The 18,262-nt window shown below is 42.7% G+C and carries 18 protein-coding genes, 1 pseudogene and 1 riboswitch; of the genes and pseudogenes, 16 read left to right on the forward strand and 3 right to left on the reverse strand.

Translation table 11 applies throughout. The features are described 5' to 3' along the window. A partial coding sequence (locus tag ACEYV4_RS05900; protein ID WP_373842439.1) for an FAD-dependent oxidoreductase occupies window positions 1-181 on the reverse strand: 181 nt, incomplete at its 3' end. A 272-nt stretch (window positions 182-453) separates the two neighbouring features. Between ACEYV4_RS05900 and ACEYV4_RS05905 the strand changes: the two are divergent. The 7 genes and pseudogenes from ACEYV4_RS05905 (at window position 454) to ACEYV4_RS05935 (ending at window position 8,851) form a co-directional block, all read left to right on the forward strand. Next, window positions 454-1,529 (forward strand): annotated as a pseudogene (locus tag ACEYV4_RS05905) (GntR family transcriptional regulator). A gap of 164 nt (window positions 1,530-1,693) precedes the next feature. Further along, entirely contained in the window at window positions 1,694-3,064 is a 1,371-nt protein-coding gene (locus ACEYV4_RS05910; RefSeq protein WP_002834343.1) for a sugar porter family MFS transporter, read from the forward strand. 20 nt (window positions 3,065-3,084) lie between these two features. Further along, window positions 3,085-4,680: a xylulokinase gene (locus ACEYV4_RS05915; RefSeq protein WP_373842440.1), complete on the forward strand. Its 1,596-nt coding sequence runs from the start codon at window positions 3,085-3,087 to the stop codon at window positions 4,678-4,680. A gap of 14 nt (window positions 4,681-4,694) precedes the next feature. Further along, window positions 4,695-5,423: an L-ribulose-5-phosphate 4-epimerase gene (locus ACEYV4_RS05920; RefSeq protein WP_373842441.1), complete on the forward strand. Its 729-nt coding sequence runs from the start codon at window positions 4,695-4,697 to the stop codon at window positions 5,421-5,423. Window positions 5,424-5,452: 29 nt separating this feature from the next. Continuing rightward, window positions 5,453-6,877: an L-arabinose isomerase gene (gene araA, locus ACEYV4_RS05925; protein WP_373842442.1), complete on the forward strand. Its 1,425-nt coding sequence runs from the start codon at window positions 5,453-5,455 to the stop codon at window positions 6,875-6,877. Window positions 6,878-7,417: 540 nt separating this feature from the next. Then, entirely contained in the window at window positions 7,418-7,978 is a 561-nt protein-coding gene (locus ACEYV4_RS05930) for a sugar O-acetyltransferase (RefSeq protein WP_014940648.1), read from the forward strand. 15 nt (window positions 7,979-7,993) lie between these two features. Continuing rightward, the gene (locus tag ACEYV4_RS05935; protein WP_014940647.1) at window positions 7,994-8,851 is read left to right on the forward strand and encodes an aldo/keto reductase; all 858 of its coding nucleotides are present in this window, start codon (window positions 7,994-7,996) and stop codon (window positions 8,849-8,851) included. An 85-nt stretch (window positions 8,852-8,936) separates the two neighbouring features. Here the strand turns inward: ACEYV4_RS05935 and ACEYV4_RS05940 are convergent, their stop codons facing one another. Next, window positions 8,937-9,413 carry a hypothetical protein gene (locus tag ACEYV4_RS05940; RefSeq protein WP_044502680.1) on the reverse strand — a complete coding sequence of 159 codons (477 nt, stop codon included), beginning with the start codon at window positions 9,411-9,413 and terminating at the stop codon, window positions 8,937-8,939. A gap of 350 nt (window positions 9,414-9,763) precedes the next feature. Between ACEYV4_RS05940 and ACEYV4_RS05945 the strand changes: the two genes are divergently transcribed. From ACEYV4_RS05945 to ribH, 9 genes are all read left to right on the forward strand, one after another. Further along, entirely contained in the window at window positions 9,764-10,459 is a 696-nt protein-coding gene (locus ACEYV4_RS05945) for a hypothetical protein (protein WP_014940645.1), read from the forward strand. 70 nt (window positions 10,460-10,529) lie between these two features. Further along, window positions 10,530-11,708 carry an amidase domain-containing protein gene (locus tag ACEYV4_RS05950; protein ID WP_373842443.1) on the forward strand — a complete coding sequence of 393 codons (1,179 nt, stop codon included), beginning with the start codon at window positions 10,530-10,532 and terminating at the stop codon, window positions 11,706-11,708. Window positions 11,709-12,127: 419 nt separating this feature from the next. After that, the gene (locus ACEYV4_RS05955; protein WP_373842444.1) at window positions 12,128-12,256 is read left to right on the forward strand and encodes a hypothetical protein; all 129 of its coding nucleotides are present in this window, start codon (window positions 12,128-12,130) and stop codon (window positions 12,254-12,256) included. 202 nt (window positions 12,257-12,458) lie between these two features. Then, window positions 12,459-12,821, forward strand: coding sequence for a hypothetical protein (locus ACEYV4_RS05960; RefSeq protein WP_044502678.1), 363 nt, complete (start codon window positions 12,459-12,461; stop codon window positions 12,819-12,821). Between the two features lie 614 nt (window positions 12,822-13,435). Next, a complete protein-coding gene (locus ACEYV4_RS05965) occupies window positions 13,436-13,675 on the forward strand; it encodes a hypothetical protein (RefSeq protein ID WP_136846362.1) in 240 nt (79 codons plus the stop codon). A 75-nt stretch (window positions 13,676-13,750) separates the two neighbouring features. Continuing rightward, window positions 13,751-13,884: riboswitch (FMN riboswitch) on the forward strand. Window positions 13,885-14,066: 182 nt separating this feature from the next. Then, a complete protein-coding gene (ribD, locus tag ACEYV4_RS05970; protein ID WP_014940642.1) occupies window positions 14,067-15,116 on the forward strand; it encodes a bifunctional diaminohydroxyphosphoribosylaminopyrimidine deaminase/5-amino-6-(5-phosphoribosylamino)uracil reductase RibD in 1,050 nt (349 codons plus the stop codon). Continuing rightward, on the forward strand, window positions 15,116-15,724 hold the full coding sequence (locus ACEYV4_RS05975; protein WP_014940641.1) for a riboflavin synthase: 609 nt from the start codon (window positions 15,116-15,118) through the stop codon (window positions 15,722-15,724). Before ribD ends, ACEYV4_RS05975 begins: the two co-directional genes overlap by 1 nt. Beyond that, window positions 15,717-16,934, forward strand: a complete 1,218-nt coding sequence (locus tag ACEYV4_RS05980; RefSeq protein WP_014940640.1) for a bifunctional 3,4-dihydroxy-2-butanone-4-phosphate synthase/GTP cyclohydrolase II — start codon at window positions 15,717-15,719, stop codon at window positions 16,932-16,934. Before ACEYV4_RS05975 ends, ACEYV4_RS05980 begins: the two co-directional genes overlap by 8 nt. Beyond that, window positions 16,934-17,410, forward strand: a complete 477-nt coding sequence (gene ribH / locus ACEYV4_RS05985) for a 6,7-dimethyl-8-ribityllumazine synthase (RefSeq protein ID WP_014940639.1) — start codon at window positions 16,934-16,936, stop codon at window positions 17,408-17,410. The genes ACEYV4_RS05980 and ribH overlap by 1 nt, the downstream gene beginning before the upstream one ends. A gap of 232 nt (window positions 17,411-17,642) precedes the next feature. Here the strand turns inward: ribH and ACEYV4_RS05990 are convergent. Further along, a partial coding sequence (locus tag ACEYV4_RS05990) for a ZIP family metal transporter (protein ID WP_373842445.1) occupies window positions 17,643-18,262 on the reverse strand: 620 nt, incomplete at its 5' end.

Here is an 18,262-nt window from a genome sequence, read left to right on the forward strand (position 1 = left end):
GTTGAACCGGGTTGTCCAGCGTAATTTTCGCGTTGCATCCACGGTTTGGACAAGTTCCCCCGATTTTGTCCGCTTCGACGATGGCGACTTTTTTACCACTATTAGCTAGTGGAACCGCCCCGTCAAAGGCACCATGCCCCGCGCCTAAGTACAAAACATCAAATTGATAACTTTCAGTCATTTAATTACCTCCATCCTAAATTTAGGTGAATAAACAATTACCATTGTTGGCACGAGCATAGCAGAAGATAGGGGCGAGTTGCAAGCGATTGCAACTGGGAAAAAGGCAAAAAATATGGTTGTGTAGTAAGCTTGGGGACTAAAACATGTACTCTTAAAAATTGTCCGGACAAATTTATTTGGTAATTTTAAAAGTTATACCTAATATACGATAAAATCTTGGTGAAATGTTACTATAGATAGGGGAAGTATTTTAACAGAGTAGGTATAGATATGGAAAATAAATACGACGTTGTAAAACGAGATATTAAAGAAAAAATATTATCAGGACATTATTCTATTAATGATAGGTTGCCAACCGAAGCCAGTTTAATGGAACAGTATGCGTTAGCAGATATACAATCAGACGAGCGATTGGTGATCTTGAAACGGATCATTACGTTTACCGTATTCAAGGCGGTGGAATGTTTGTAGATGATTGGCAAAAATATATAAATAAACCCATCGAAGGAAAAATGATTGGGGTAATTTCAACGCATATAGCAGATTATATTTTTCCAAACATTATTACGGGGATTGACCGCTACGTTTCTGCTGAAGGATATTCGATTTTGATTAGTAACACCCAAAACGATCCTCAGAAAGAACGTAAAGGAATTAAAAAAATGATGGAAATTGGCCTATCAGGCTTGATTATTGAACCAACACAAAGTGCTCTTGGAAATCCTAATCGAGACTTATACGATAAACTCAAAGAGACAGGATTACCCACGGTATTCATTAATGCGCACTATCCCGAGTTAGATTTCCCGTACTTGGAAGTTAACGATTATGAGGCGGAACGCCAAGTTACCAACAAGTTAATTGGGATGGGTCACGAAAAGATACTGGGAATTTTTAAAATTGATGATACACAGGGTGTCCATCGAATGAAGGGTTACATTAGTGCATACCAGGAACATCGAGATTTAGTGATGTTAAGTGAAATGGTGATGTACCAATCATCTGATAACATGCACAATGTATTTACTCGAATCGAAAGCATTTTAGCGCGTCCAGATCGGCCAACAGCGATTATCTGTTATCATGATCAAATTGCCATTCGGGTGATAGATTTAGTCCGCTCCATGGGATTAAAGATTCCAGAAGATATTTCAATTTTTGGGTTTGATAATTATAAATTGGCTAAATATATTTCTCCCAAACTAAGTACAGTTGAACATCCGAAGGAAACAATGGGTAGAGACGCTGCCAAGACGATTTTTGATATCATCGAAGGTCGCCCCTATGAAAAGAATAAAGTTTATGATCCAGAATTAATCATTAGGGAATCAATTAAAAAGATATAAGGGTTTAAGTTTTTAAAACTTAAACCCTTATTTTTTTATTCAAAAATTCATCCTAACAAATTTTAAAAAATACATTGACTTGTCCGTATAAATATTCTATGATTAATATCGAACTTATGAATACGCTTTCAAAATATGAATGTGTGATTTCAAGGAGGAAAACAATGAGTAAGGAAAAGAAGATTCCAAGTGGATTTATTTATTTCTTTGGTTCATTTGGTGGGATTTTATTTGGTTATGATATTGGTGTAATGACAGGAGCACTTCCTTTCTTACAAACTGATTGGAACTTGCAAAATAATGCGGGGGTAATTGGTTGGATTACATCTGCCGTAATGTTTGGGGCCATTTTTGGTGGCGCTTTAGCCGGAAATTTGTCTGACAAACTTGGTCGTCGGAAGATGATTTTGATTTCATCGTTAGTTTTTGCGATCGGCTCACTTTTGTCAGCGCTTTCTCCACACGATGGACAAATTTATTTAATCGCTGTACGTATTTTCTTAGGACTTGCAGTAGGCGCTGCATCGGCCCTTGTACCAGCCTATATGTCAGAAATGGCTCCAGCTCGTTTAAGAGGTCGTCTATCAGGTATTAACCAAACCATGATTGTTTCAGGAATGTTGCTATCATATATTGTTGACTTTTTACTTAAAGATTTACCAGAACAAATGGCTTGGCGTTTAATGCTTGGTTTAGCCGCTGTACCAGCAGTTATCCTTTATTTCGGAGTTTTGAAATTACCAGAATCACCACGTTTCCTAGTTAAAAGTAATGATATTGACGGAGCAAGAAGAACATTATCTTACATCCGTCCTGAAAATGAAGTTGATGCAGAATTAAAAACAATCAGAGAAACAGCAGCTGAAGAAGAATCAGCTAATACTAGCTCAACATTCTTAGATTTATTAAGTGGTAAATACCGTTACTTAGTAATCGCTGGTGTTGGGGTAGCCGCTTTCCAACAATTCCAAGGTGCAAATGCCATCTTCTATTACATTCCATTAATTGTTGAAAAAGCAACTGGAAATGCTGCAAGTTCAGCATTGATGTGGCCTATTATCCAAGGTGTCATTTTGGTTCTTGGTTCACTAGTATTCCTATGGATTGCTGATAAATTTAAACGTCGGACATTGTTAACCATGGGTGGAACGGTTATGGGACTTTCATTTATCCTTCCCGCTGTTCTTAACATGTTCATCAAAGATATGAACCCAATGATGATCGTTGTATTCCTATGTATCTACGTAGCCTTCTATTCATTTACTTGGGCACCATTAACATGGGTGATCGTCGGAGAAATCTTCCCACTAGCAATTCGTGGTAAAGCTTCCGGAGTTGCATCATCATTCAACTGGATTGGTTCATTCTTAGTTGGTCTTTTATTCCCAATCATGACAGCTAACATGCCTCAAGAAGCGGTGTTCGCAATCTTTGGAATTATTTGTTTGTTAGGTGTTCTATTTATCAGAACACGTGTACCTGAAACAAAAGGTCACACACTAGAAGAAATTGAAGAACAAGGACTTGGAAAATAAATTAGTTTGGAGATTTTAAAATGAATTTAGTTGAAATATCAAAAGAAATTGAAAATGGCAATGTATCACTTGGTATTGAACTTGGTTCAACCCGAATCAAGGCCGTTTTAATCACCAGTGACTACAAGACAATTGCTTCAGGAAGTTTTGTCTGGGAAAACCAATTTAAGGATCAAATCTGGACGTATTCATTGGATACAGTTTGGCAAGGGATCCAAGCTAGTTATTCGCAGATGGCTGCTGAAGTGCACAGCAAATATCATCAATCATTAACTTCCATTAAATCAATCGGAATTAGTGCAATGATGCATGGTTATCTAGCATTTTCAAAAAATAATGATTTGTTAGTGCCATTCCGCACCTGGCGGAACAACATCACGGAAGAATCTGCTGCAAAATTGACAGAAGCATTTAGTTTCAATATTCCACAACGCTGGACGATTGCACATCTCTACCAAGCAATTCTAAATGGCGAAGAACATGTTAAGGATATTGATTTCGTAACGACCCTTGCTGGTTATGTGCACTGGAAATTATCTGGTGAAAAAGCATTGGGTGTTGGTGATGCCTCGGGAGTCTTCCCTATCGATGAAAAGACAGGTTATTATTCAAAATCAATGCTGAAAACGTTTGCTGAACTAGAAGATGTTAAGCAGTTTGATTGGGATATCAACCAAGTCCTCCCAGATGTGAAGAGCGCTGGTGAAAAAGCCGGTGAATTAACTGCCGAGGGTGCTAGTTTACTTGATGTAACTGGCAATCTTCAAGCGGGTAGCGTAATGGCTCCTCCAGAAGGTGACGCAGGAACTGGAATGGTGGGTACTAATAGTGTTCGCAAACGAACTGGTAACATTTCGGTCGGGACATCAGCCTTTTCAATGGTGGTTTTAGAAAAACCTTTGAAATCCGTTCATCGTGATATCGACGTTGTAATGACTCCCGATGGAGCCCCAGTTGCTATGGTTCATGTTAATAACTGTTCATCAGATATCAATGCTTGGGCCCAAATCTTTAGTGATTTTGCAGCAAGATTAGGAATTAACTTAGCACCAGATAAGCTCTATGAAGCACTCTTCTTAGAAGCAACTAAAGCTGATCATGATTTGGGACATTTGATTAATTATAGTTATCAATCTGGTGAAAATATTACAAATATCAAAGCAGGACGACCATTATTTGTTCGTAAGTCGGATAGTAATTTCAACCTACCAAACTTTATGCAAACTCAACTTTATTCTGCGTTTGCACCACTAAAAATTGGTATGGATATCCTTAGCAATGAAGAAGATATCAAGACGGATGTCATGATTGCTCAAGGTGGATTATTCCGTACTCCAGTAGTTGCTCAACAAGTTTTATCGGATGCGCTTAATATTCCGATTACTGTAATGGCTAACGCTGGCGAAGGTGGGCCATGGGGAATGGCAGTCCTAGCAATGTTTGCTAGCGACAGTAATGGTCAAAGTTTAAGTGATTATCTAGACACCAACGTCTTTAGTAATCCTGAAAGTATGACCTTGAGCCCTGAACCAGAAGGCGTTGAAGCATACGACGAATTTACTAAGGAATATGTAGCAGGCTTACCAGTTGAAGCTCAAGCTGGAGAAGTAATTTAGGAGGGATAAAGTTAATGTTAGAGAAGTTAAAACAGGAAGTTTACGAAGCAAACATGCAACTTCCTAAATTAGATTTAGTTACCTTTACTTGGGGTAACGTTTCAGGGATTGACCGCGAAAAAGGTCTATTCGTTATCAAACCATCTGGGGTCGACTATGACAAGTTGAAACCAGAAGATATGGTAGTAGTAAATTTGAAGGGTGAAGTTGTGGAAGGTGAAATGAATCCTTCTAGTGACACACCTACGCATACGGTTTTATACAACGAATTCCCAGAAATCGGTGGGATTGTACATACCCATTCTCCATGGGCTGTTTCCTTTGCCGCCGCAGAAATTGATGTACCAGCTTTAAGTACAACCCATGCTGATACATTCTACGGCGACGTGCCGGTAACTCCGGCACTCACTAAAGAAGAGATTGAAGGCGGTTATGAAGAAAATACTGGTAAGGTAATTGTTAAGACATTCAAGGAACGTAAGATTGATCCAGAAGCAGTTCCAGCTGTTTTGATTAGCCAACATGGACCATTTGCTTGGGGTAAGACACCTGACAAAGCGGTTTACAATGCAAAGGTTTTGGAAGTTGCTTCAGAAATTGATTACCACGCTCTTCAAATGACTAGAAGAAATATTGAAGTTCCTCAATATTTGTTAGACAAACATTATTACCGTAAGCATGGTAAGAATGCCTACTACGGTCAAGAAAATGCTAAGTCTAAAGAACATGCAGCAAGAAAATAAAAAAACTAAAAAATAAGGAGATTTTTATCATGAAAAAAGTACAAGATTATGAATTTTGGTTTGTTACAGGTAGTCAATTCCTATATGGTGAAGAAACACTACGCTCTGTAGAAAAAGATGCAAAAGAAATCGTTGATAAGTTAAACGAATCAAAGAAGTTGCCTTATCCAGTTAAATTCAAGCTAGTTGCTACAACAGCTGAAAACATTACAGAAGTAATGAAAGAAGTTAACTACAATGATAAAGTTGCCGGTGTGATTACATGGATGCACACTTTCTCACCAGCTAAAAACTGGATTCGTGGTACAGAATTACTCCAAAAACCATTGCTACACTTAGCAACTCAATTCTTGAACCACATTCCATATGACACAATTGACTTTGATTACATGAACTTGAACCAATCAGCTCATGGTGACCGTGAATATGCATTCATCAACGCTCGTCTACGTAAGAATAACAAGATTATCTCGGGTTACTGGGGTGATGAAGGCATTCAAAAACAAATTGCTAAGTGGATGGATGTTGCTGTTGCATACAACGAATCATACGGTATCAAGGTCGTAACTTTCGCTGACAAGATGCGTAACGTTGCTGTTACAGATGGTGACAAGATCGAAGCTCAAATCAAGTTTGGCTGGACAGTTGATTATTGGGGTGTTGCAGACCTAGTTGAAGAAGTTAATGCCGTTTCTGACGAAGACATTGACAAGAAGTACGAAGAAATGAAGAATGACTACAACTTTGTAGAAGGTCAAAACTCTTCCGAAAAATTCGAACACAATACTAAGTATCAAATTCGTGAATACTTCGGTTTAAAGAAGTTCATGGATGACCGTGGATACACAGCATTCACAACTAACTTTGAAGACTTAGCTGGTTTGGAACAATTACCAGGTTTAGCAGCACAAATGTTGATGGCTGAAGGTTATGGATTTGCTGGCGAAGGTGACTGGAAGACAGCTGCTTTGGACCGCTTATTGAAGATTATGGCTCACAACAAGCAAACTGTATTTATGGAAGATTACACACTTGATCTTCGTGAAGGTCATGAAGCAATCCTTGGATCACATATGCTTGAAGTTGACCCTGGCATTTCCAGCGACAAGCCACGTGTCGAAGTTCACCCATTGGACATTGGTGGCAAAGCAGATCCTGCACGTTTGGTATTTACCGGCCGTGAGGGTGACGCAATGGATGTTACCATCTCAGACTTTGGTAATGAATACCGCATGATCGGTTACGCTGTTGAAGGTCACAAGGCTCCAAAGCCAACTCCACATCTGCCAGTTGCAAAACAAATGTGGACACCAAAGATGGGCTTGAAGAATGGTGCTACTCAATGGATCCATGATGGTGGTGGACACCACACTGTCTTGACATTCAATGCTACTGAGACACAATTCCAAGACTTAGCTACGATGTTTGGCTTGACGTTTAACGATATCAAGTAGCAGAGTGTGAAGAGCAACGGGTGAGGCGTTTTCTAAGGGTACTTTGATTGAAGTCCCCGGGTTTGGGGCTTTAATTAAAGTGCACTTAGAAGTTAGCCTCAGTTGCTCGGAACATGTTTCAGCACAGTGTGAAGTGAGCCGGGAGATGCGTTTTCTAAGGGTACTTTGATTGAAGTCCCTGGGTTTGGGACTTTAATTAAAGTGCACTTAGAAGTTAGCATCTGGCTCACGGAACACATTTCAGCAGAGTGTGAGCTGGGGCGGTTAACAACCGGTGCCTAAGTCGGCTTTGGGGGAAATCTTGATTTCTCCCAAAGTTGGCTTAGGTGTGGGTTGTTGCCCCAGGGAACACGTTTCGACTAGGTAGCCTAAAACTACTACCACCCGAGTAACCCCGAGAGATTACTCAACATAAAGTCCACCAACAAAGCCTCCGAGAGGCTTCGGACGGGACTTCATAAAACTAAAATGAGGTTGAGACAAATTTGCGTTTGCCTCGACCTCGTTTTGTACATAGCGGTTATATATAGGAGGAAATTGATGATGCGCAGTGAAAAAGAGAAAATGCTAGCTGGAGAACGGTACCTGAATACGGATGACGAATTGGCGGCGGACCGGCACCGTAACCGATTGCTGGTAGATAAATTTAACCGGGTTGCCCGCCAAGATCCTGAGCAAGGGAGCCAATTGATTAAGCAAATTTTTCATCAAACTGGTGAAAAGGTGGATATTCAATCCCCCTTTCAATGTGATTATGGTTACACTGTTTCAGTCGGGGAGAACTTTTTTGCCAATTACGGTTGTACGTTTATCGACGTTGGTAAGATTACAATTGGTAAGAACGCCATGCTGGGACCGAACACTTCGATTTATTCTGTCAATCATCCGCTTGGAGCCAAGGAACGGATCGCCAATTATGAATATCCTGGGAATGTTACAATAGGAGATAATCTCTGGGTTGGCGGCAACACGACAATCGTTCCAGGAGTCACATTAGGAGATAACGTTGTGGTGGCAGCCGGAGCGGTGGTTACAAAATCGTTTGGTGACAACGTCCTGATTGGCGGCAATCCAGCCAGAATCTTAAAACATCTTAATTAATACTGGAGGATTTTGATGAGTAAAGAGAATATTGGCAGTAGAATCAAATTAGCAGACGGTCATACGATGCCCCAAGAAGGACTGGGTGTTTATCGGATGACTGATGAAGATGAATTAATTAAGTCGGTTAAATCCGCATATGATGATGGTTACCGGTTGTTTGATACCGCTCAAATGTACGGCAACGAAGCTGCGGTTGGCAAAGCCATCAAAGACTTGGATGTTGCCCGGGATGACATTTTTGTCACAACCAAGGTTGCTGAAGAGAATCAAGGATATGATCAGACCATTGCTTCAGTCGAAGAATCATTGAAGAAACTGCAGTTGGATTACGTGGACCTACTACTGGTTCACTGGCCAATTCACACCCACTTCTTTGAAACCTGGCGGGCATTTGAAAGCCTTAAAGAGCAGGGGTTGGTCAAGTCGATTGGCACTAGCAACTATGGCATGCTGCATCTGCAGTATTTGGCAACCAAAGCTAATGAAATGCCAGTCGTCAACCAATTGGAAGTTCATCCATACCTCTCACAGCAGGCTATGATTGATTTTGACCGTGAAAATCACATTGTCACTCAAGCATGGGCACCGTTGGGTCGCGGCCGGATTTTTGATGATCCAGTGATTGTCAGAATTGCCAACCAGCACGGTAAATCAGCTGCCCAGGTCATTTTGCGCTGGCATTTCCAACGAGGAGATTCATTCATTCCCAAGTCAGTTCATCCTGAACGGATCAAGCAGAACGCTGACATCTATGATTTTGAGCTGAGCGAAGATGAAATGAAACAGGTGGATAGGTTGAACCGGAACACTCGGATTAGCCAGGAGCCTGAGATGGTTTATGAGATTGGACATCAGTATCCGCATCATTAATATCTTAGAATGAATAAAGCGCCAAACTGACGAACTCGGGTTAATTGAGTTCGTCGGCTTGGCACTTTTTAGTTTAATTTGGAATTTAATGTAAGATTGCAGTGACCTTTGAGACTCTGGTGGCTGTGCTGCGACAGTAGTAAGAAGGGTAATGTTTGAGGCTTTGATTAATCGGAAGATGGGTATAACCAATCTTAATCTTTGTCCAATTTTTATTGGGCTCAATGAATATCCAATAGGCCATTGAAAGATCCTTGGTATCCGAGCCGTTCAATATGTAATCGTTATCTTCCATTTGGCGGTAAATCATCCATTTAGCAGTAAAGTTGCCATCCTTTGTATGTTTTGCGACAAAGCCGTCTTTAGTCGTATAAAAGTATTCATGGGTGGGCTGAACATTCTTACTACCCCTGATAGTAACGGCCCAGTATTTTCCCTGCAATACGGGAGGTACACCATCCTGAACTTTTGAGTTGGCACTTGCAATCGTTGATTCCCCCAAGCAGATGGTCATAAGCATGACTGAAAGCAAAGATATAAGCAATTTTGTAAATCGATTCATAACAATTCCCCCTGTTGGTAACTTTTTAGTACCTAAAGTGAGATTAGTTCTAATTATTTAACTTGTCAATTATTTTTTGGACAAAATTGTGAATAAAAACATTTAAAATATTTATTTAGTTTGGCTGTCCTGTCGCATATATAGAAGAAAAAATCTGACAGAATCCAACATGTCGTTATATATTACACAAAGTCATTGTAATATATTTGTAAAGTGCTATAACCAGAAATGGGTACAACAAATGTTACCTGGTAACAAAATTAATAATTTGGGGGAATTAACCATGAATATGGTTGCACGTAACATGTTAATCGCACTTTCGGTAGCTGGAACATTATTAGGGGGATCGGTTGGGGGTTCATGCGGCGACGGTCAACACAGATAATCAACCGCTTGCTCAAACTTCGGTTCAGAAGCCTGCCGAAAGTCAGACGGCTGTCAATGATGATGCCCAGGCATCCAATGGTTCTCAAAGTGCTAACTCAACTGCCAATGTGTCATCGAGCAATGATACCGCCAGTCTAAAGGCGGAGGCAGTTAGCCAAACAGCAACACCTAAAGCCAAAAAGACAGTTTCCCGTTCAACGGAGTACAGAGAAACTAAGACCAATACCAAAGTTAAGAAGACCAGACGGGGCACTAAGACGGTTAAACAACAGGTGATTCGCAAACAGGTTGTTAATAATACGAAAAAGGGAAAGTCAGCTAATCAGTCCGCTAACAAGTCAAATACCAGCAATCAGGATGACAGCACCAATTCAACGCAAGCCGATACCACTTCCCCAGTGAATGCCAATAATACTACCGCACAACAAAATACCACTCAGGCTCAGCCAACGATCACGCCGGCAGAGGCCCAAGCCAATCAGGATGCACAAAATCAAAATATTCAATTGCAACCACAGCTGACCCAATCGCAAATCTCTGCAAATAAAGGCCAAGCAATCTATGATATCACGGGTGCTTTTTCGAATATTGTGGGGCAGGGGACCGCAATTGTTAATTCAATCTGTGAGATTATCTCAACCATCAGAAACTTGCTTTAAGTTGATCTAGAGGGGGATAATGATGATGAAGCCTATCAAGTACAAATATTTGTATAGAGCTTTAAGTTTAGTGGGTATTTCGGTAATGTCGGTGTTGTTGATTGGGACAACTGGTGCGTCCGCTCATGACCAGAGTCAATTCAATAATGTCACTAACAGTCAGAATCAAACCAATGATGATGGCAACAACGACAATGACAACGGTAATGACGATAACAACAATAATAACAATCATGGCGGCGGAGGCTACATTCCTGGTGGAAACACCAGTGGGGGTAGCGTCAATAATAATGGCGATGGAGGAATATCTGCCGGTGGTGCCACAGCTGGGGCCAAGAGTGGAAATGGTGGCGCGTCAGCTACGGTTGCCATAAATCCCAATAATTCGAACTCGCCTGCTTCTAAGGCTCCTAATGCAACTACCAGTTCCAGCACAAATATGACGAAGCAAGGTAGTCAGAACTCGGTTGAACAACCAAGTCCAAATAATGACAAAGCAGGCCAGTCGTCTCAGTCAAGTACCCCCACATCGCAAAAGAGTGGGGCAGCAGTTAAGCCAGATGAACATAGCCAGGTTGAATCAGTTAGATCGACTAAGGTAACGCAGCCCGGCCAATTTAGTCCTGAAAATCGTAAGAAAGCAAGACCTTATAAAACGACGTGGAAGAAAGGTCAAAGACTTGATAAGGGTCAGCGTCGTGAGGTTGGGTATATGAAAGCTTATTATAAATATTACAGCGCTCAGTATCCAGACTTCCATTATGCAGGCGGTGGAGATTGTACTAATTGGAGTTCTCAGCTAGCGCATGTTGGTGGATATAATAAGACATCACGCGGCAAAGAAACTTATCATATTGTTCACGGATATCGGTGCAAGAATCCTAAAAAATGGTATGCTGGAGTTTATCGAAAAAGGGGACAGCTAATAAAGCATAAGGCGTATTCAACAAGTTGGACGACAGTTGGTGGATTTTGGCATTACTTTACTCACGTTAAGAAGCGTCCACATTTTGTTACACACTCCTTGAGAAGAGTTATGGCTCACGTAAGAGTCGGGGATGTTGTTCAATTTTTGGGACGAACTAGCGAAAAACATAACTCGTGGTTCCACACTGTCACAATTTCAAAAGTAACAAAGCATATGGTTTATTATACTTCTCATGATAGGAATGTATTGTTTAAGCCTTTAGTTAAGGCAGGGGCCAGTGCTAGGATTAGTAAATATCGAGTTATAAGAATGGGGATTTAAATGATGAGATTAAGTTTTAAAACATTGAAGAAGAGAATAAAAATGATTACTTCAATTATCGTTTTCACTGTCCTAACTTCTATGATTCTTTTATCTATTTCTCCTGCAAATACGGTTAGGATGACAATGTTTTTATCTGGGCATCCCAGTTATGCTATTAAATGTAATCCAGTCCATGATACAGGACTAAGTAAGGCAATGGATGCAAATATCTATACAATTCAAGATAAGTATGCATATAACCGGCTTGGAATGAAACATGTGGTACTATTTGAAGTTCATACTATCTTGATATTCCATACGGCTACAGCTACTTACCGATACTTTTGAGATGATCTAATATTTATCGACTTGAACGGAAAAGGCTTTTAAGTGGGGCAGTTATCTTCAAGATAGCTCATTAAAACGGATTAAACAGAATGCGGCATTTACGGTATTCAATGGTCCTTATTGAAATGAAACAGGTGGATGGGTTGAACCGGAACACCCGGATCAGCCAGGAGCCTGAGATGGTTTATGAGATTGGGCATCAGTATCCGCATCATTAATGATGACATTTAAAAAGGCTTTGTTACTGAACTGATTAGCGTTCAGTAACAAAGTCTTTTTGATTGGAATTGTAGAAAGAGACCTGAAGTTCAAAAGTGATGTTCCATTCTTCGAGCTTGTTTTTTGACGGATTAGCGATATAACTGAATTATGAGTTAGATGCAGTTCTGGTAACACATTTATCTGTTGGGGGAGAATAACATGGAAACGAGTAGCAGGAAGATATCACAGATTTTGATTGGCTTATTGTTCATTCTAATTGGCGGTATTGCGATCTTTCTCAGCATCTTTTCGCTGGGGCCGTTACCAATATCCAAGAGCATGGCCGCTGTTTATTGGCTGATATTTGCCGGTGGAATGAACGTAGTTGGTGGAATTGTCTGCTTGTTTACACATCGCCATTCCGTGTTAATAATTCTTGCGGCAGTGCTATTCGTTGTCAATTTGATCCCCGGTATTCAGCAGGTGATCTCAGGAAATTATTTTTTATTTCCGATTATAGTTGTGCTGATGGTTTTAGCGATTGCAATCGGGGCAGTTGGTTTGTGGGATCGAAACAAATGATCAAAGGGGATACACCAAAAAGGCTCGCTAAAAATTATGTAAACACTATCGCCAAAAAAATTCGAAGAAAGATTTTTACAAGGATATAAATAAGCTCTTGTTGACTTTGTCTGCAGTTCTCGCTTTGCGTGGTAATCAGTTACACCAACTTTTTATTAAACATATGTACGTATTACGATCTCCAGACAGCAGGGTTCACTTCGCTTGGTAGTTGTTATGCCTATTAAAGAGCTTCAAAATCTCTTTATTAATTCGGGATTTAGGGCGAAACAGCCATATTAATACAAATGTGAACATAAGGCCGATCCAATACTCAAGCAATGAAAGGGTGGTATTGACAGCAATACTAAAAAACAGAACAAGAAAAATGTCAAAAGCCCAACTACTGATACGATCCGCGGTCACCTGATAGTCGCTGATCTCCTTAAAAATGTTATTAAACGGTTTCTTGAATCTCATTAGTATCAATTCCCCTCAGATTATTAATTAAGTTGAACACTTTAGACCCATTCATAAAAGGTATAGTTCTTTTGAGAATCTCAGTCAATAATTGAGATAGCTTTTAAGCACTGTTTAGAGTCGCACTTAGCTTGTAAAACGGGAGCCAACCAGTAATGCCGATTACCAACAGAGGTACGGCAATACTGGTTTATAAATATCCGTTCAATCCAAATGTAGGTGTAAAGATGATTAAAACAAGACGAGGATGTCGCTTTTTTACAAAATTGGTTTTAACATTTACCGTCATCACCGTCATTGGTCTGGGTGGAATGTCATTTAGTTCCCAAATTTTAATGACTTTCCCAATGTCGATAACCCTTGTTCCGCCAAGGGTTATCGACATTACTCCGTAAATGGATTCAATTTGATCGCTGATTAATGATTGTCACCAGTTCACCAATGATGTATGATAATTCTGAAAACTGAATAGATTTCTTCGGGGCAGGGTGCAATTCCCGACCGACGGTGACGATTTTTAAATCGAAGTCCGTGACCCGCGTTAAGCGGTTGACCCAGTGTGAGTCTGGGACCGACAGTAAAGTCTGGATGGGAGAAGAAAAAGTAAGCATTTCAAAACATCGGTGAGAACTGAGATGGTTTGGTGAGCAATTGGAAGTCGCCTTTTTAGGTTGTCTTCTTCGTTACCAATCAGTCAGTTCTCCAAGACTCGTATGAAATCTTATTTAGCTTATCTAATTAATGCCTCGCAATTGTTGCGGGGCTTTTTTCGTGGGGTGAGTAAGATTGAATGATCAAGATTATATGCAGCTAGCAGTTACTGAAGCCTGGAAGGGGCTGGGAGCGACTTGGACCAATCCCCGGGTTGGTGCCGTCATCGTGAAGGATGGCCGAATTTTGGCACGTGGATACCATCATCGATTTGGTGAACCGCATGCCGAAATTGATGCCATATCCCATTTGAATAGCCTGACAGATGCCAAGGGCGCCACGATTTACGTGACGTTGGAGCCTTGCAGCCACTATGGGAAGACACCGCCATGCGCCGACCGATTGGTAGCCTTGGGGTTTTCCCGGGTGGTTATTGGGCAGGCAGATCCTAATCCAATTGTTGGTGGCAAGGGGATTGACCGACTAACCAAGCATGGCGTGGTCGTTGATAACTTGGATGACACCGAAATGGTTAACGAAGCGTACAACTTTTATTACCGTCGCAAACGGCCAATGGTGACATTGAAGTACGCGATGTCCCTTGACGGCAAAATTAATCAGGCGGGCAATAACCGGACACGGTTGTCGGGCGACGAGGCATGGCAAGATAGTCAGCGACTGCGTCAACTGAACCAGGCAATTCTAGTGGGAGAGCGGACCTATCGCGTTGACGATCCCCGATTGACAATCAGATCGGCGAGAGATGAGACCCAGCCGCTGCGAATTATCTTGATTCGGGATGCTCGACATCTTGATTTAAACGCTAAATTATTTCAAAGTTCTGAACCCGTGTGGATTTTGACCAGTCACCAGCCAACGTTTGCACTACCTGAATTTGTGAAGGCGTTCGAGGCACCTGATTGGTCACCGGCAGCGGTTGTTAAGCTGCTAAGTGACCAGGGGATCCAATCATTATTGGTGGAAGGTGGCAGCCATGTTCAAGCGGCCTTTGTTGCGGCGGGCTTAGTGGACAAGCTAGTGGCCTACATTACACCATTAATGATTGGTGGCACGGGGCTGTCGGCAGTGACTGGCCTTGGTAATGCTCATATGCTTCGTTTTACATCGCCGACTATTCAGAGACTTGGCGATGATATTAAACTAACGGCCAGGAGGGATGACTAATGTTTACAGGAATTGTTCAGGATCAGGGGCGGGTTGCCCGCATCCAAAGGGCCAATCACCAAGCTAAACTCGCGATTCAAACTAAATTAATACGTCAGTCCGCGTTTTCCTTGGGAGACAGCGTTGCCGTAAACGGTGTCTGCTTGACCATTTCAGCATTTGAGCCCGATGGCTTTGTTGCCGATGTCATGCCGGAGACGATGCTGCGAACGAATTTTAAGGATTTAATGGTTGGAGATTCGGTAAATCTCGAACCAGCGCTGGCAGCCTCTGATCGTCTGGATGGACACTTTGTCCTCGGGCACGTGGATACGACCGCCACTCTACTGGCCCGTAAACCGGACGATGATTCTCAGAGATTGACATTTTTGATTGATCAGAAGTATCAGCCCTACATCGTTGAGAAGGGTTCAGTTTGCCTTAACGGCATTAGTTTAACCGTCGTTACCACCACTCTGACAACCTTTGAGGTAGCTTTGATTCCTTATACAATGATCCACACGTCGTTGGGGCAGGTTGCCATTGGCGATCAGGTGAACGTGGAAACCGACATTTTGGGCAAATACGTGGTGAATCTGGCACAGAAAGGATTGGCAAATTATGAATGAGCAGATAATTAAAAGAGTTGAAAGGGCATTGGCTGAATTAAAAGCCGGCAAGTTAATTATTGTTGCCGATTCGGTTGATCGGGAAGCTGAGGGCGACGTGATCGGGCTGGCAGAAAAGGTGAGCGCTAAAAATGTTAATCAGATGGTTACCAAAGCCCGCGGGCTGCTCTGCGTGCCGATGGGGGCCGAGGTTGCCAAACGCTTAAACCTGGGGCTGATGATTCCGGATTCCAGTGATGCCTTTGGGACGGCATTCACGACTACTTTGGATGCCAAAACAACCTCCACCGGCATTTCAGCCTTCGACCGAGCAGATACCATTCATCAGTTGGCAAATGGCACCAGCACCTGGGATGACTTCTATCACCCCGGCCACATCTTTCCGTTGATAGCCCGAAAGAACGGCATCTATGAACGGCAGGGGCACACCGAAGCAGCGGTGGATTTGGCCAGGTTGGCCGGGGCTTCCCCGGTGGCCTATATCTGTGAAATTTTGAAAAAGAACGGCAAAATGGCCCGGCGAAAGGATTTGAAAGCCATCGCGGAAGGCAACCACCTGACGCTACTGACGATTGACGAAATTATTGCCTACCGCCGTTATCGGGACGCACAACCGATTCAAAGTATCACGACTGTTAGCTTGCCGACCCGCTACGGGGATTTTACTCTGGAAGCCTTTGATACTGGGGATGATAGTGAGCCGACACTATTAATTTCCAAAGGTCACTTAGCGGGGGATGAGCCGTTATTGACACGGCTGCACAGCGAGTGCTTAACCGGCGACATTCTTGGATCGAAGCGTTGTGATTGTGGGCCTCAGCTCCAAGAAGCGCTACGCAGGATTCAACGCAACGGCCGTGGTGCCGTCCTATATCTGCGTCAGGAGGGTCGGGGAATTGGCCTGGCTAACAAGTTAAAGGCCTACGCTCTTCAAGAGCAAGGGCTTGATACTGTTCAGGCGAATCAACACTTGGGGCTTCCCATTGATAATCGTAATTATGAAATTGCCGCTGCCATTTTGAAGCGCAAGGGTGTTTCCAAGGTTCGGCTGATGACAAATAATCCGGATAAGATTCACCAGTTAGCAGAATATGGTATTCAAACCACTGAGCGGGTGTCACTGGAGGTGGGCCTTACCCCAGAAAATAAGAACTACTTATTGACGAAGAAAACAAAACTAAATCATTTATTGAGTGAGGTCGGAAACTAATGAATAATTTTACAGGAAAGTTAATCAGTCAGCACAAGCGAATTGGGATTGTCGTTGCCCAATTTAACGAATTGGTGACCAGTCGGCTCTTGGAAGGCTGCCTTTCGCAGTTAGCGCTGCTTGGAATTCCTGATGCCGCCATCACGATCGTCCACGTTCCTGGAGCCATCGAGATTCCTCGAGAGGTCAAATTGTTGGGAGATTCCAATCAGGTTGACGGCATTATTGCCCTGGGCGCAGTGATTCGTGGTGAGACGGCTCATTTTGATTATGTGTGTCAAGCAGCTACAACCGGATTGTCGTCGCTCACGCTAAACGGTCCCGTACCAGTCATGTTTGGGGTGTTGACTACTGACAACACTGAGCAGGCGCTCGCTCGGGCGGGTGGCAAAGCTGGCAACAAGGGATCCGAGTGTGCCAGCGGACTCATGCAAGTGTTGACGGTCGAATCGCAGATTGCTGGGATGAAAGGATAATTAAGCGATTGAGATCACAAAAAATCTCTCATATTTTATGGGGGGTATAGCTCACAGTCGGTGATTATCGAAATTCTTTGGTATTTCTCGATTTTACCGATTTGAATAGTGGAAAGATAAGCACTTTCGGTCATATAAGGGGGTTAGCCAAACGTCCAAAATCTGGATACGCGGCTAACCCCCTTAGACTCTGGAAGTGATTGCTTATTTTTACACTCTTTTATTCTAATGATCATCCAAGCGCCACATCCAGCACCATCATCAACGTAAACCCAGCCATAATCCCAAAGATCGCCCAGTGAGATTCTTCCTTAGTCCTGGCGTGGGCTTCCGGGATGAGTTCCTTGCAGGCGACGTAGATCATCGCACCAGCTGCAAACGACAGGGCGTATGGCAGCAGCGAGTTGACCGAAGCAACCAACAGGGCGCCTAACACCCCGGCGATCGGCTCAACCGCACCACTAGCCTGACCATACATAAAGGCTCGGAATCGACTCATGCCGCCTTGGCGCAGGGGAATCGAAACCGCCGCACCTTCCGGGAAGTTCTGCAGCCCAATCCCAATGGCAACCGTCGTGGCTGCCAGCAGCATTGCCGCCTGTTCGCCATTACCGGCAGCGCCGATAGCCCCAAAGGCCACCCCGACTGCCAGACCTTCAGGAATATTATGCAGGGTTATTGAAAAGACCAGTAGAATCGCGCGTTTGACGGCCGCTCGGGAACTACCCTCGGTTCGAGCGCGTTTTAAATAAATTCCGGGAATGATTTTATCAGCCAGATACAAAAAGAATCCGCCGGCGGCAAAACCAATGCCAACGACCAGCCAGGGGATCCGGTCCTGCTGCTCAGCCA

Source organism: Limosilactobacillus sp. (genome assembly GCF_041859915.1).
GTDB lineage: Bacteria > Bacillota > Bacilli > Lactobacillales > Lactobacillaceae > Limosilactobacillus.